At 67.9% G+C, this 12,785-nt stretch carries 16 protein-coding genes; 9 read left to right on the forward strand and 7 right to left on the reverse strand.

The features are described from left to right. Both ETD86_RS56150 and ETD86_RS46995 read left to right on the forward strand, forming a co-directional pair. Positions 1-693 (forward strand): hypothetical protein (locus tag ETD86_RS56150; protein WP_211370747.1); only part of this gene is annotated, 693 nt, incomplete at its 5' end. Positions 694-817: 124 nt separating this feature from the next. Beyond that, the gene (locus tag ETD86_RS46995; RefSeq protein ID WP_138673120.1) at positions 818-2,572 is read left to right on the forward strand and encodes a DEAD/DEAH box helicase; all 1,755 of its coding nucleotides are present in this window, start codon (positions 818-820) and stop codon (positions 2,570-2,572) included. 204 nt (positions 2,573-2,776) lie between these two features. Here ETD86_RS46995 and ETD86_RS47000 read toward each other — a convergent pair whose 3' ends face one another. The 3 genes from ETD86_RS47000 to ETD86_RS47010 are packed head-to-tail and all read right to left on the reverse strand — an operon-like array spanning position 2,777 to position 5,593. After that, positions 2,777-3,292, reverse strand: coding sequence for a GNAT family N-acetyltransferase (locus ETD86_RS47000; RefSeq protein WP_170223658.1), 516 nt, complete (start codon positions 3,290-3,292; stop codon positions 2,777-2,779). Positions 3,293-3,336: 44 nt separating this feature from the next. Beyond that, positions 3,337-4,497: a hypothetical protein gene (locus ETD86_RS47005; RefSeq protein ID WP_138673122.1), complete on the reverse strand. Its 1,161-nt coding sequence runs from the start codon at positions 4,495-4,497 to the stop codon at positions 3,337-3,339. Next, on the reverse strand, positions 4,487-5,593 hold the full coding sequence (locus tag ETD86_RS47010) for an XRE family transcriptional regulator (RefSeq protein ID WP_138673123.1): 1,107 nt from the start codon (positions 5,591-5,593) through the stop codon (positions 4,487-4,489). Before ETD86_RS47010 ends, ETD86_RS47005 begins: the two co-directional genes overlap by 11 nt. Positions 5,594-6,071: 478 nt before the next feature. Here ETD86_RS47010 and ETD86_RS59450 point away from each other — a divergent pair, with 478 nt between their 5' ends. Together ETD86_RS59450 and ETD86_RS47015 are read left to right on the forward strand one after the other, a co-directional pair. Next, positions 6,072-6,206, forward strand: coding sequence for a hypothetical protein (locus ETD86_RS59450; RefSeq protein ID WP_281287090.1), 135 nt, complete (start codon positions 6,072-6,074; stop codon positions 6,204-6,206). A gap of 154 nt (positions 6,207-6,360) precedes the next feature. Then, positions 6,361-6,738, forward strand: coding sequence for an STAS domain-containing protein (locus ETD86_RS47015; protein ID WP_138673124.1), 378 nt, complete (start codon positions 6,361-6,363; stop codon positions 6,736-6,738). On the opposite strand, the gene ETD86_RS47020 is transcribed toward ETD86_RS47015, so the two are convergent. The 4 genes from ETD86_RS47020 to ETD86_RS47035 form a co-directional block, all read right to left on the reverse strand. After that, a complete protein-coding gene (locus ETD86_RS47020; protein WP_138673125.1) occupies positions 6,735-7,385 on the reverse strand; it encodes a class I SAM-dependent DNA methyltransferase in 651 nt (216 codons plus the stop codon). The genes ETD86_RS47015 and ETD86_RS47020 overlap by 4 nt on opposite strands. Positions 7,386-7,597: 212 nt before the next feature. Continuing rightward, positions 7,598-8,095, reverse strand: a complete 498-nt coding sequence (locus ETD86_RS47025; protein WP_138673126.1) for a hypothetical protein — start codon at positions 8,093-8,095, stop codon at positions 7,598-7,600. 132 nt (positions 8,096-8,227) lie between these two features. Then, the gene (locus ETD86_RS47030; protein ID WP_138673127.1) at positions 8,228-8,797 is read right to left on the reverse strand and encodes an isochorismatase family protein; all 570 of its coding nucleotides are present in this window, start codon (positions 8,795-8,797) and stop codon (positions 8,228-8,230) included. A 15-nt stretch (positions 8,798-8,812) separates the two neighbouring features. Further along, positions 8,813-10,096: a nicotinate phosphoribosyltransferase gene (locus tag ETD86_RS47035; RefSeq protein WP_211370748.1), complete on the reverse strand. Its 1,284-nt coding sequence runs from the start codon at positions 10,094-10,096 to the stop codon at positions 8,813-8,815. A gap of 46 nt (positions 10,097-10,142) precedes the next feature. Here ETD86_RS47035 and clpS point away from each other — a divergent pair, with 46 nt between their 5' ends. The 5 genes from clpS to ETD86_RS47060 all read left to right on the forward strand — a co-directional run bounded on the left by clpS (position 10,143) and on the right by ETD86_RS47060 (position 12,757). Next, positions 10,143-10,436, forward strand: coding sequence for an ATP-dependent Clp protease adapter ClpS (gene clpS / locus ETD86_RS47040; RefSeq protein WP_138673129.1), 294 nt, complete (start codon positions 10,143-10,145; stop codon positions 10,434-10,436). Positions 10,437-10,455: 19 nt separating this feature from the next. Further along, positions 10,456-10,980 carry a DUF2017 domain-containing protein gene (locus ETD86_RS47045; RefSeq protein ID WP_138673130.1) on the forward strand — a complete coding sequence of 175 codons (525 nt, stop codon included), beginning with the start codon at positions 10,456-10,458 and terminating at the stop codon, positions 10,978-10,980. 9 nt (positions 10,981-10,989) lie between these two features. After that, complete coding sequence (locus ETD86_RS47050) at positions 10,990-11,391, forward strand: M67 family metallopeptidase (RefSeq protein WP_138673131.1); 402 nt, start codon at positions 10,990-10,992, stop codon at positions 11,389-11,391. Positions 11,392-11,535: 144 nt separating this feature from the next. Then, positions 11,536-11,808 carry a MoaD/ThiS family protein gene (locus ETD86_RS47055; protein WP_138673133.1) on the forward strand — a complete coding sequence of 91 codons (273 nt, stop codon included), beginning with the start codon at positions 11,536-11,538 and terminating at the stop codon, positions 11,806-11,808. 1 nt (position 11,809) lies between these two features. Beyond that, positions 11,810-12,757, forward strand: a complete 948-nt coding sequence (locus ETD86_RS47060; protein WP_138673132.1) for a PLP-dependent cysteine synthase family protein — start codon at positions 11,810-11,812, stop codon at positions 12,755-12,757. Positions 12,758-12,785: the final 28 nt, after the last annotated feature.

Below are 12,785 nucleotides of genomic sequence, written 5' to 3' on the forward strand. Positions count from 1 at the left end.
CGGGACGACTGGGGGCGGAGTCTCCAGGGGGACGGCTGGGAGAGAGGCCCGGAAGGCGGCGGGCCGTTGTCCGCGCCGCCGTGGGACACGCTGCCGCCGTCCGCCCGGCTCTACGGCACCCCGGTGGACCCAGGGGTGCGCAGGCGGGCCGGAGCCCGCCTGTGGCGGCGGTGGGCCGTTGTGCTCGCGGCGCTGCTGGCCGGGACCGGGCTGGTGGCGGGGGCGACCGCGGTGGTGTTGCGGATCACCGAGCCGCAGGCGGAGACGGGCAGGCTGAGCGACGCGCTGGCCGGGGTGACGGCGACTTTGCCAGAAGGCTGGAGCGTGGGTGCGGTGCCCCCGGTGACGGGGTTCACGTCGGTCGCCAGGGACGGGAGCGGCGGCCTGGTCATGGCCAGGCCGGTGCCCGGACCCGGAGAGAACGCCAAGGAGGCCACGGCCCAGGCGGCGGAGCTTTACTCCAGGCTCCTGCTGAAAGGTGATCGTGTGAACATCGTCGAGGACAAGGAGATCCCTGGGGGCCACACGCGGGCGCTGCGGGCGGAATACCAGGACGTGGTCAACCGGCCCGCGTTCATGAGAGTGATGCTCGTCACTCGGGGGGACCGGGCCGTCCTGCTCGTCGGACTGATCCAACCCGAGGAAACCGCACGCAGACAGGCCCTCGACGCGGTCATGACGAGTCTCCGATAAGCCCCTTAACACGTGAGGAAGACCTTGGCCAGAATCCGCGGCTCACGGCACGTCTTGTCGGTGGGCCCGATTACTATCGGGTCACTGTGAGAGAGCGAAGCACACGAACCCCAGAGGTGATGCGGTGAGCACCTTCGCCGCGTCCCACCTTTCGCCTTCCTATCCAGACCGCGCCGCATGGGGCACCGCCCCCAAGCTGCGCGCCTGGCAGCAAGAGGCCTTCGACCTCTACTTCAGGCGCGAGCCACGTGACTTCCTCACCGTGGCGACGCCGGGCGCGGGCAAGACGACCTACGCCCTGCGCATCGCCAGCGAGCTGCTCAGTCGCGGGGTGATCAGGGCTATCACCATCGTGACCCCCACCGAGCACCTCAAGCGTCAGTGGGCCGACGCCGCCGGGAAGGTCGGCATCGGCATCGATCCGGAGTTCAAGAACAGCCAGGGCACGACGTCGCGCGACTACACCGGGGTCGCCGTGACGTACGCGCAGGTCGCCATGCACCCGGCCTTGCACAGGGCGCGCACCGAGGCGCGCAAGACGCTGATCATCTTCGACGAGATCCACCACGCGGGCGACGCCAAGTCGTGGGGCGACGGCGTGAAGGAGGCGTTCGAGCCCGCCACCCGCCGGGTCCAGCTCACCGGCACGCCGTTCAGGTCCGACGACAACCCGATTCCCTTCGTCACGTACGAGGAGGATGGGGAGGGTCTCAAACGCAGCGTCGCCGACTACTCCTACGGCTACGGGCCCGCGCTGGACGACGGGGTCGTGCGGCCGGTCATCTTCCTGGCCTACTCCGGTGAGATGAAGTGGCGCACGCGGGCCGGCGACGAGCTGGCCGCGACGCTCGGCACGCCGCTCACCAAGGACCAGCTCTCCCAGGCGTGGCGGGCCGCGCTCGACCCCAAGGGTGACTGGATCCGCCAGGTCATGCAGGCCGCCGACCGCCGCCTCACCGAGGTGCGCAGGGGTGTGCCCGACGCGGGCGGCCTGGTCATCGCCACCGATCACGAGACCGCCCGCGCGTACGCCCGCCACCTGCGCAACATCACCGGCGAGGGCGCGACCGTGGTCCTCTCCGACGATCCCGGCGCCTCGAAGAAGATCAAGCAGTTCGCTGAGTCGCAGGACCGCTGGCTGGTCGCCGTCCGCATGGTGTCCGAAGGCGTCGACATCCCCCGTCTGTGCGTCGGCGTCTACGCCACGTCCACCTCGACCCCCCTCTTCTTCGCCCAGGCGGTGGGTCGTTTCGTCCGTGCCCGCAAGCGCGGTGAGATGGCCTCGGTCTTCCTCCCCTCGGTGCCCACGCTCATGGGGCTGGCCAACGAGATGGAGGTGGAGCGCGATCATGTGCTCAACAAGCGGCCTCCGGAGGACGGCCTCGACGACAGCCTCCTGGAGCAGGCCAACCGCAAGAAGGACAACCCGGACGTCCTGGGTGACGAGCTGCCGTTCGAGACGATGGAGACGTCGGCCACGTTCGACCGGGTGCTGTTCGACGGCGGCGAGTTCGGCACGGGCGCCGAGGTCGGCTCCGCCGAGGAGGAGGACTTCATCGGCCTGCCGGGGCTGCTGGAGCCCGACCAGGTGGCGACCCTCCTTCGCAAACGGCAGTCGGACCAGCAGGCCGCCAAGCGCAAGCAGGCGTCGGCCGAGGAGCCGCGCGAGAGGCTGGCGCCGCACGAGCAGATCGCCGAGCTGCGGCGGGAGCTCAACGGTCTGGTAGGCGCCTGGAACCATCGGACGGGGCAGCCGCACGGGGTCATCCACGCGGACCTGCGACGCACCTGCGGTGGCCCGCCGATCGCCCAGGCAACGGCGGAGCAGATCCAGGAGCGGATCGACATGATCCGCCGCTGGGCCACCCAACGCCGCTAACCCGGACGGCGCGCCCCAGGCGACGGGATGAGCACTGGTCGGCGGGATACGCCGGCGCGGGTCCCGCCCAGAGCGCGGGGGACGCGCCTCTAGGCCCGGCGCGGGACGTGCCGCCGGGCGCGGGGGACGCGCCTCCAAGCCCGACGCGGGACGCGCCTTCAGGGTCCGGTGCGGGACGCGCCGGCAGAGCCTGGCGGGGCGGGGTCAGCGGAAGCGGTTGCGGCCGAGTCGCCTGACCATGATGCGGCAGACCTCCGGCCGCCGTTCATGCGTGCCGTCCGGGTGATACACGACCTCCGTCGTGGCCACCTGCCCATACGGCCATTCGACGTACCCTCTGCGGTGATAGAGCCGCTGCGCGGCGTGGTTGTCCAGTCTCACCCCGAGGGCGACCTGCTCGTGGCCGGTGGCGAAGAGCCGGTCCTCGGCCGCCCACAGCAGCTGCGTCCCGATCCCCTGGTTACGGTGCCCGGCCATGACCTCCAGGTGGGTGAGGAGTGCGACGCCAGGTAAGCGGGCACGCAGCTCCGGCTCTTCGGCGGGCGCCAGCCACACGTAGACGTCGCCCACCGCCAGGTCCCCCTCCCAGGCGACGAGGAGGAACCCGTGCCCGGCCTCCTGCCTGGCCAGCCGGTCGCTGAAATATGTCTTCTGGCCGAGCGACCGGACCAGCTTACGGAGATCGGTATGGTCGGCTTTGCGTATATCTGGTGCCCCCACGGACCAACAGATTCCCTGTTGGCACTCTGGCGAATCAACAACGCCTAAGCCATGGACGTCCACCAGCGCAATTGCGGCGCACCATCTTTCACGAGCCATTTCATCGCGTCAGCGGTGGACTTCAGCTGCGGAGTCCCGGCGAAGTGCGCGGCCCATGTACGGCGGTCCTCGCTCCAGGCTTCGATGTAGGAGACGCACAGCGCCTCGTCGATGCGGTGATGGCGGCCGAGTGCCGCTTCCAGCGACTCCTGCATGGCATCGCGGTTCGCCACCGAGCCCGGAGGGAGCCGCTTGACCCGGCGGAGGACGTCGTTGATGAACGCCTTGCGCTGGGCGAGGAAACCGGTCCAGTACGCCGGGTCGGTCGCGGCCGCCCAACCGGTCCCCTTCTCCCCGTCCAGCAGCCAGTAGACCCCTTCCGCCAGCACGTCGCCGAGCTCCTGGTCCCGTGCGCGAATGTGCCGGTCAAAAGGGTCGTACGGGCGTTGCTTCACTTTCCCGGTCACCGCGAGCCGGCGTAGCGAGGTCTCATCCAGGAGATAGAACCAGTCCTCGTTGTAAATGTTGGGAAAGAACGAGGGATTGCGCGTCGTCTCCACGGCGAGTGCCCCGCCGCCCACGAACGAGTCCTGATCTCCTCCGGTCAGCCGGTGAGCGTGGCACACCACTGAATTGTCTGGATACCCGCCGATATGCATGCCCACCGCGTCGTAATCATCGAGCAGGGCCGCCGCGCGCGCGACCTCCTCCTTGCTGCCCACCTCGATGTCGTCGTCCAGGAAGACGATGCGCTCCCAGTCCATCAGCCGGGCCAGCAGCAGGCCGATGTTGCGTTTCGCGCTGAGGTCGGTCACGCGGGCGAACGGCGTGTTCTTCAGCACGGCCGTCGTACGGAAGTCCGGCAGGCTGAGCGAGGCGGGATTGCCGATGTCGATCGCGATGAACTGCACGTCACTCGGCATCAACAGGGCCGCGAGCTCCGGCTTGCTCCATTTGCGGCTGTGCAGTGTGACAAGGGGGCAGCCGAGCTCGCTCGCGAGGCGGATCGCGTGCTTCAGCCATGCCGGATGCCGGATCGTGGGGACGACGATGGCATCGACGTTTCCCGGCTCGCCCCCGGCGGGGCCGTCGTCGTACACATCCGCCAGATGCCTGTGGGAGCCGTGGTGATGCTCCGTCCTGACCGTTGCTATTTCAGTCTCCATGGGTGGACCCCGGCCATTCGTGTAACCGGGCCGCAGCTTTGTTCCAATCAGGCGTGACGACGAGCCTGCCCTGGATCCCGACCCGCATGAGAATGCTGTACGACTCCGCGTCCCCGAAACGCGACTCCAGATAGCCGGCGTTCCTGTCGTGGAATCGAGTGTCGGTCAGTGCCCGGACCGCTCCGTACACGCCTCTGGCGTACATTCCATTGCATATGGTCAAAGTGCGTTCGACATTGAAGGGGTTCACACCGCGATAGAAGAAGGCCACGTCCTCCAGCAGACGAAGGCTATCGTCCGCACCCTCTGTGTGAGGATAATGACGCTGCGTGTCCCCGTCCTCCTTGACCTCGAAATACGGTCCCTTCTCGCTGTCCCAGTCGGCGACCTGCCGCACCGGGAGCTCGATCTGCTCGAGTGCGTACGCCGTGATCGCGTTGTAGTCCACGCCGCCCACGAGCACCACGTGGGTGGTCAGGTCGTCGTTCTTGAGATCCTCCGTGGTGCGGAGCGTCACCTGGCTGTCCGGGTTCGTGCGCCAAAGGCAGCCCCACAGCTCAAATATCGAGTCCAGGTCCGAGTATCTGTAGGACTCGATGTAGTCGACGTTCGCGGGATCCGCCCGCGGGATCCTGGCGCGGTCCTCTTCGGGGATCTGCGAGCAGATGATCGTGATCGGCTCCCCCTTGGGGAAATGCCAGGGCCCTCGGCGGCGGGCGCTTTCGGCCGGGCTCGGTTCGGTGGCCTCGCCGACGCTCTGGTGCCGCAGGGCCTGCTGGCGTAACCGGGTCAGTTCGGCGAACAACTTCTTGTGCTCGTCGCGCTCGTCCGGGCTCAACTCGGATTCGTCGAGCAGGCGGGCTCTGTCGTAGGCGACTGATCGTTTGGTCGCGAAGAACCTGGAATAGTTCTCCAGCCGGTGCAATGGCGGGATCTTCCCTGCCAGGGTCGACTCCCAGGAGGAGATCAGCGGCACGCTGATCTCCAGCGCCTCACTCAGCTGGGTCTGCGTGACACGCACATCAAGCCATCGGCTGAGGCGGAGCTCGCGCAGACGTCGCGCAAGCGCAGTCCCCGCGAAGTCGTCACCGCTCATGCTGGCCTCATTCGTGTGAACTTCACAAATTTTCAGTAAACACCTTTTGGATACCCGAGTCGATGGAGAATGCGCAGCTAGGCCGTAACGGAACGGTCTACGGGCGGGAATCGGGCGCGCAAGAGCCCCAGTCTAGCCACGTATCTCTGACGGCAGTGTGTGAATGTACTGAGTTCAGTCAGGGAATCATAAAGAGAGACAAACTTCAGTTAAGGACGCTGAAGTTCCCCTGAATGCAGGTGAGGTGGTTCGTGCCGCGAGTTCGATGAGCCACACCCCCAGGAGCGGCATCCCACGCGGAAAGACCGCGGACACCCCGAGGACGACTCCCGATCGTCCGGAGGTGTCCGCGAGAGCAAGGTTCTGTCACAGCCCGTCGCACAGGGAAACCTTTATGACAAATCTAGACCTGTACTACTCGATGGCAATGCCTCCTCCGACAGACTCCAGGGCCGGGTCCCTCCTCATCCTCGGTGCCATGATCACTCTGGTGGTCGCGGCGATCCGCTGGATGGCCCGGCGGACACGCGTCCTCCTGGTGATCAGCGGCACCAGCGTGCTGCTCGTGATCCTCGCCGTCCTGGCTCTGGCCTACCTGACCATCGCGGTCTGAGTGTGCCTTCGCGCGCGGCGCTCCGCCCCCCAGCGCTGCGCGCGTCCGGCCCCTCTCCCAATTGGACACAGAGCAGTGGCCTTCTGTTAGAAGGCCGGTGTAACCGGCAACAACCTCTCTTGGCTCGTCTTGAGATGTGCAAAGGACTTCGCCAATGTCATCTGAGGCCAACCGGAAGCCCTCGCTCAGCGTGACTTCAGGCCTCTCGAGAAACGCCGTCATCTTGAGACTCGAGGGCGAGCTCGACGTCAACGCGGTCCCTCTGCTGCGCGAGCACCTGCAGCGCGTCTGGGGGCTCCCCCCGAAGCCCTTCCTGATCCTTGATCTCGATGGGGTGGCGTTCTGTGACTCGATGGGGATGAACGAGCTCGTCAGCGTCATGCAGCGATGCGAGGCCCAGGGGACCAGGCTGCTGCTCGGCGGGGTTCATGGGGTCATGGCCAGGGTGTTGTCGATCACCGGGCTGCGGCATGCGTTCGAGGTCTTCGCGAGGTTCGACGACGCCCTGCGGCTGGCCGTGGCCGCACCCTAGCCGGTGGGCTTACGGGCCAGGAGGATGGCCTGCGGGGTCGACTCGCGGGTGCCCGGCTTGGGCTCGCGCAGCAGACGGGCGTCCACGACGAAGCCCGCCACACCCAGCAGCCCGGCGATCTGGTCCGGCTGCCGGCGGTGGAAGTCGAGCAGGATCGGGTGACCGAACCCGTCCGTGAGGTGCAGAGGCTCGTCCCCGACCTGGAACGCGACCAGCACGTGACCCCCCGGAGCCAGCACCCGGTGGAACTCGGCGAACACGTCGGGCAGGCGCTCCAAGGGCACGTGAATGATCGAGTAGTAGGCCACCAGACCGCCCAGCTTCCCGTCGGGCAGATCCAGGGCCAGCATCGAGCCCTCCTCGAACCGCAGGCCGGGGAACGTGCGCCGGGCCAGCGTCACCATGGCGGGCGACAGGTCCACGCCGAACACGTCCAGCCCCAGTTCGTGCAGGAGCGCCGTGACGCGCCCCGGACCGGAGCCGACGTCCACCACGGGCCCGGAGCCCTGTACGAGCTCGGCGAACGCGGCGAACATCGCCCGGTCCAACGGCATGCCGGCCAGGACGTCGCGGAAGAAGTCCGCGTATTCGGCGGCCATGGCGTCATAGGACGAACGGGTGGTACGCAGGAAGTCCGGCTCGATCACGGCGGACCACTCTAGTCGAGTCGATCAGCCCAACCGATCGGCTCCGGATGAAGGCCAAAGAGGTCGGCGTTGAAGTCGTCGTCGGACGAGCGGCACTGTGCCCAGGAGCACGGCCTAGGAGACGCGGGGGCTGCCGTGGTGGCGAGGTAACCTGCCACGCTTGCGTGGAGTCCGTGGCGCGGCGGTCGTGGGCGATCAGAGGGAGGACATCGCTACGTCGTCGGTGCCGGGATCCGTCGCCCGCTGCGGCCGTCAACGGCGATACGACCTGATTTGTCAGGCAACGGGACTGTCACCCGGGCCATGTCGCCTTTGACGCGTACGGGAAGGACAGTCCGGCGATCACCCGGGCCCTCGACCGTACGCACCCAGACCAGCAGCCGCCTCCCCTTGCTGCGGACGGTGACCTCGGCCGTCCCGCATTCGCGGCGGACGGCGGGCCACGCCAGGACGAGAGCCCTGCCGACCCGGGCGGACCGCGGGGCAGGGGTGCGCGCGTCGCAGGCAGGCGTCGGTGACACGTCGTGGGACACCACGGAGTGCTCAGGGATGGCATCCTGGGCGACCTGGTTCATCACGATCGTGCCGCCTTCGAGCAGCGCAAGCGTGACGATCGCGCCCACGCGCTCGGTGGTGCTGCCCTTGACGAGCAGCCACAGGCTGAGGGGGCCGAGGAGCAGCCAGGCCACTCCTAAGGAGAGGGCCAGCATGGAGAACCTCCACAGAGAGGAAGACGTGTCACTCTCCGTGTTACTCCGAGTGCGGAGAGGGTTCACCCCTCTTGGATATCACATCACCTCAGCGTTTCACACTGTGTACGCTTCGTGATGAGGCGTGACCGCTCAGCCCACGGCAGGCGCGCCCCGCAAGGTGGCGCCGGCCTCCTTCAGCTCCGCCATCGCCGCCTCCGTCGTGGCCCGGGAGACGCCCGCCGTGAGGTCCAGCAGGACCCGCACCGCCAGGCCGTGCTTGACGGCGTCCAGGGCCGTGGCCCGCACGCAGTGGTCGGTGGCGATGCCCACCACGTCCACCTCGCGCACCCCACGCTCCGAGAGCCACTCCATCAGCGACGCCCCGTCGCCGGACGCGCCCTCGAAGCCGCTGTACGCCGCCGCGTAGGCCCCTTTGCTGAAGACCTCCTCCACTGCCGAGACGTCGAACGACGGATGGAAGTCGGCCCCCGGCGTGCCGGCCACGCAGTGGGCCGGCCAGCTCGAGACGTAGTCAGGCGACTCCGCGAAGTGGTCGCCGGGGGAGATGTGGTAGTCGCGGGTGGCGACCACATGGTCGTAGCCGTGGTCGGCCATATGGTGGGTGATCGCCGCCGCCACCGCGGACCCGCCGGCCACGGGAAGGCTGCCACCCTCGCAGAAGTCGTTCTGCACATCGACGATGATCAACGCGGTGCCCATACACAGCACAATAATTCAGGCGAACTCGGTGGGGACCGCCGCGTATCCCCTGCCCAGGTGGAGCGCCTCCAGGGGGAGCGTGGCGACGGCCTGGGCGTGGCGGTCGCGGGCGGCGGACAAGGGCTCCCGGCCGATGACCTCGCCGTCGCGCACCAGCTCGTGCAGCAGGGGGATGCCGCCGTCGGGGGCCACGCCGCCGGTCGTGATCAGTTCGGTCTCCGCGTGGCCGGACGGGTCCAGCAGCCGGTACGCCTCCTTGCGGCCGCCCCGCGACGGCTTTCCCACCGAGCGCTTGGCCACAGGCTCCAGTTTTCCTGAGGCCGTCTCCCGCGCCACCAGCTTGTACACCAGCGCCGCCGTGGGCACGCCCGACCCGGTCACCAGCGAGGTGCCCACCCCGTACCCGTCCACCGGGGCGGCGGCGAGCGCGGCGATGGCGTACTCGTCCAGATCCGACGTGACCAGGATGCGGGTGTTGAAGGCGCCGAGCGCGTCGAGCTGCTCGCGCACCTCCTGCGCCGCGGCGGCGAGGTCACCCGAGTCGATGCGGACCGCGCCGAGCTTGGGCCCGGCCAGCTCCACCGCCGTGCGGACCGCCTCCTGCACGTCATAGGTGTCCACCAGCAGCGTCGTCTCCGGCCCCAGCGTGGCGATCTGGGCCTCGAACGCGGCCCGCTCGGAGTCGTGCAGCAGGGTGAAGGCGTGCGCGGCCGTGCCGGCCGTGGGGATGCCGTGGAGATGCCCGGCCATCAGATTGGAGGTGGAGGCGAACCCGGCGATGTACGCGGCCCGCGCGGCCGCCACCGCCGCGGACTCGTGCGTGCGCCGCGAGCCCATCTCGATGAGCGGGCGCTTGCCCGCGGCGTTGGTCATGCGGGAGGCGGCGGAGGCGATCGCGCAGTCGTGATTGAGGATCGACAACGTCAGCGTCTCCAGCAGCACCGCTTCGGCGAAGGTGCCCTCCACCACCATGATGGGAGAAGCGGGGAAATAGAGGTCGCCCTCGCGGTAACCGTAGATGCTCCCGGAAAACCGGTAATCGGCCAGAAACGCCAAAGTGGCTTCGTCCACGACCTGGTGCTCGCGCAGATAGGTGAGCTCATTCTCACCGAAACGGAAGTGTTCGAGCTCGTCCAGGACACGTCCTGTCCCGGCGACAACCCCGTAGCGCCGCCCGCCCGGCAGGTGCCTGGCGAACACCTCGAAGACCGCGCGTCTGTGGGCCGCCCCGCTTCGCAGCGCGGCCTGCAGCATCGTCAGCTCATAGTGATCTGTGAGCAACGCAGTGCTCATGGTCATTGTCACGACTCGAAGACTACGGCCCAGATAGGGCAGACTCGGGGATGTGGGTAGCACCGCTCCAATCACCGTCGAGCGTCCGTCATCGGACGTCCGGCCCGATCTGCCATGGGTAACCATCGTCTGGAACGACCCGGTCAACCTCATGTCCTACGTGACCTACGTCTTCCAAACGGTCTTCGGCTACACCAAGGAGAAGGCCGAGAAGCTCATGATGGACGTACACCACAAGGGCAAGGCGGTCGTGTCCAGCGGCACGCGCGAAGAGATGGAACGCGATGTGCAGATTCTCCACTCCTACGGCCTGTGGGCGACGCTCCAGCCGGATTCGGTCAAATAGTGCACGTGAAGAGGTGCGGGTGAGTTCGGGGTTCTCGCCGGGCAAGGGTGGCGGAGTCGTCGCGCGGTTCGAGGCCGCGGAGGTCTCGCTGCTGCGCTCGCTGGTGTCGATGACGCTCGGCCTCGTGACGCCGGGGCAGACGAGCGACGATCCGCTGGAGCGGGCGCTGGGCATCGGGGCGAGCGAGGCGCCGTCGGACCCGGTGCTGGCGCGGCTGTTCCCGTCGGCGTACGAAGATGACAAAGAGGCGGCCGAGTTCCGCCGCTACACCGAGGCCACGCTGCGCGACGGCAAACGGGCCGACGCGCAGACGGTGCTCGACAGCGCCGCGTCGGGACGCTTCGACCTGACGCCCGAGCAGGCCCAGGCGTGGCTGCGCGCGCTCAACGACATCCGGCTCACGCTCGGCACCAAGCTCGAGGTGACCGAGGAGGTCCACGATGAGATCGCCATGATGTCCGAGGACGACCCCAGATACCCGGCCTACGTCACCTATGACTGGTTGACGTACCTCCAGGACAGCCTGGTCCGGGCGCTCTGGTAATTTCCGGGCATGCTCTCGATCTCGCAGGAACTGGCGGACAAGATCGTCGCCCATGCCCGGGCCGACCACCCCGACGAGGCGTGCGGCGTGATCGCGGGCAAGAACGGTGTTCCCGATCGGTTCATCCCGATGGAGAACGCCGAGCGCTCGCCCACCTTCTACCGCTTCGACTCGATGGAGCAGCTTCGCGTCTGGCGTGAGATGGACGATCGCGACGAGGAGCCCGTCGTGATCTACCACTCCCACACCGCCACCGAGGCGTACCCGTCGCGCACCGACGTCTCGTACGCCTCCGAGCCCGACGCGCACTACGTCCTGGTCTCCACCAGGGACGACAACGAGGTGGAGTTCCGCTCCTTCCGCATCCTCGACGGCGTGATTACCGAGGAAGAGGTAAGATTTCTCCCATGATGGTCCGGCCGGTGCAGAGCTTCCTCTTCGCACATACTCCGGCTGTCGTCGTCTACGACTGTCCTTGAGCAGTGTGGAATCCCCTTCCAGCCGTCGGCGTTGCTGCCGATGGGATGACGACATGACATGAGGAGACTGACCGCGATGGCCATCGAGGTTCGCATTCCGACCATTCTGCGCAACTACACCGACGGCGCGAAGGCCGTGAGCGCCGAGGGCGCCACCCTCGACGAGCTGATCACCAATCTGGAGTCCCGCCACCCGGGCATCAAGGACCGCCTCGTCGACCAGGGCGGCCTGCGCCGCTTCGTCAACGTCTACCTGAACGACGAGGACGTGCGCTTCCTGGGCGGCCTCGGCACTCCGGTGTCCGACGGTGACACGGTGACCGTCCTCCCTGCCGTCGCCGGCGGGTGACATGCGTTTCGAATCGCTGATCGACTCGGTGGGCCGTACGCCGCTCGTCGGCCTGCCGAGGTTGTCGCCGTCCGCCGACGTGCGGGTGTGGGCCAAGCTGGAGGACCGCAACCCGACCGGCTCGATCAAGGACCGGCCCGCGCTGTGGATGGTCGAGCAGGCCGAGAAGGACGGACTGCTCACGCCCGGCTGCACGATCCTGGAGCCCACCAGCGGCAACACCGGCATCTCGCTCGCCATGTCGGCCAAGCTCAAGGGCTACAAGCTGATCTGCGTCATGCCGGAGAACACCTCCGAGGAGCGGCGACAGCTGCTGCGCATGTGGGGCGCCGAGATCATCTCCTCCCCGGCGGCCGGCGGCTCGAACGAGGCCGTGCGCGTGGCCAAGGACCTGGCGGCGAAGAATCCCTCCTGGGTGATGCTCTACCAGTACGGGAACCCGGCCAACTGGCGCTCGCACTACGAGACCACGGGCCCGGAGATCCTCGAGGACCTGCCGACCGTCACCCATTTCGTGGCCGGGCTCGGCACGACGGGGACGCTCATGGGGGTGGGCCGGTTCCTGCGCGAGCGGGTGCCGGGCGTGCAGATCGTCGCCGCCGAGCCGCGCTACGGCGAGCTGGTCTACGGGCTGCGTAACGTGGACGAGGGGTTCATCCCCGAGCTCTACGACGAGTCCGTGCTGACCACCCGGTTCTCGGTCGGCTCCGCGGACGCGTTGCGGCGTACCCGCGAGCTGCTGGCCGCGGAGGGCATCTTCGCCGGCGTCTCGACCGGGGCCGCGTTGCACGCGGCGCTGGGGGTGGCCAAGAAGGCGGTCACGGCGGGGGAGCGTGCCGACGTCGTGTTCGTGGTGGCCGACGGCGGCTGGAAATACCTGTCCACGGGCGCCTACGAAGGCACCCTGGAGGAGGCGGAAGAGCGCCTCGAAGGCCAGCTCTGGGCCTGAACGCGGGAGAGGGCGGCCGGTCCGGGAC

It is taken from the genome of Nonomuraea turkmeniaca (assembly GCF_005889735.1).
GTDB lineage: Bacteria > Actinomycetota > Actinomycetes > Streptosporangiales > Streptosporangiaceae > Nonomuraea > Nonomuraea turkmeniaca.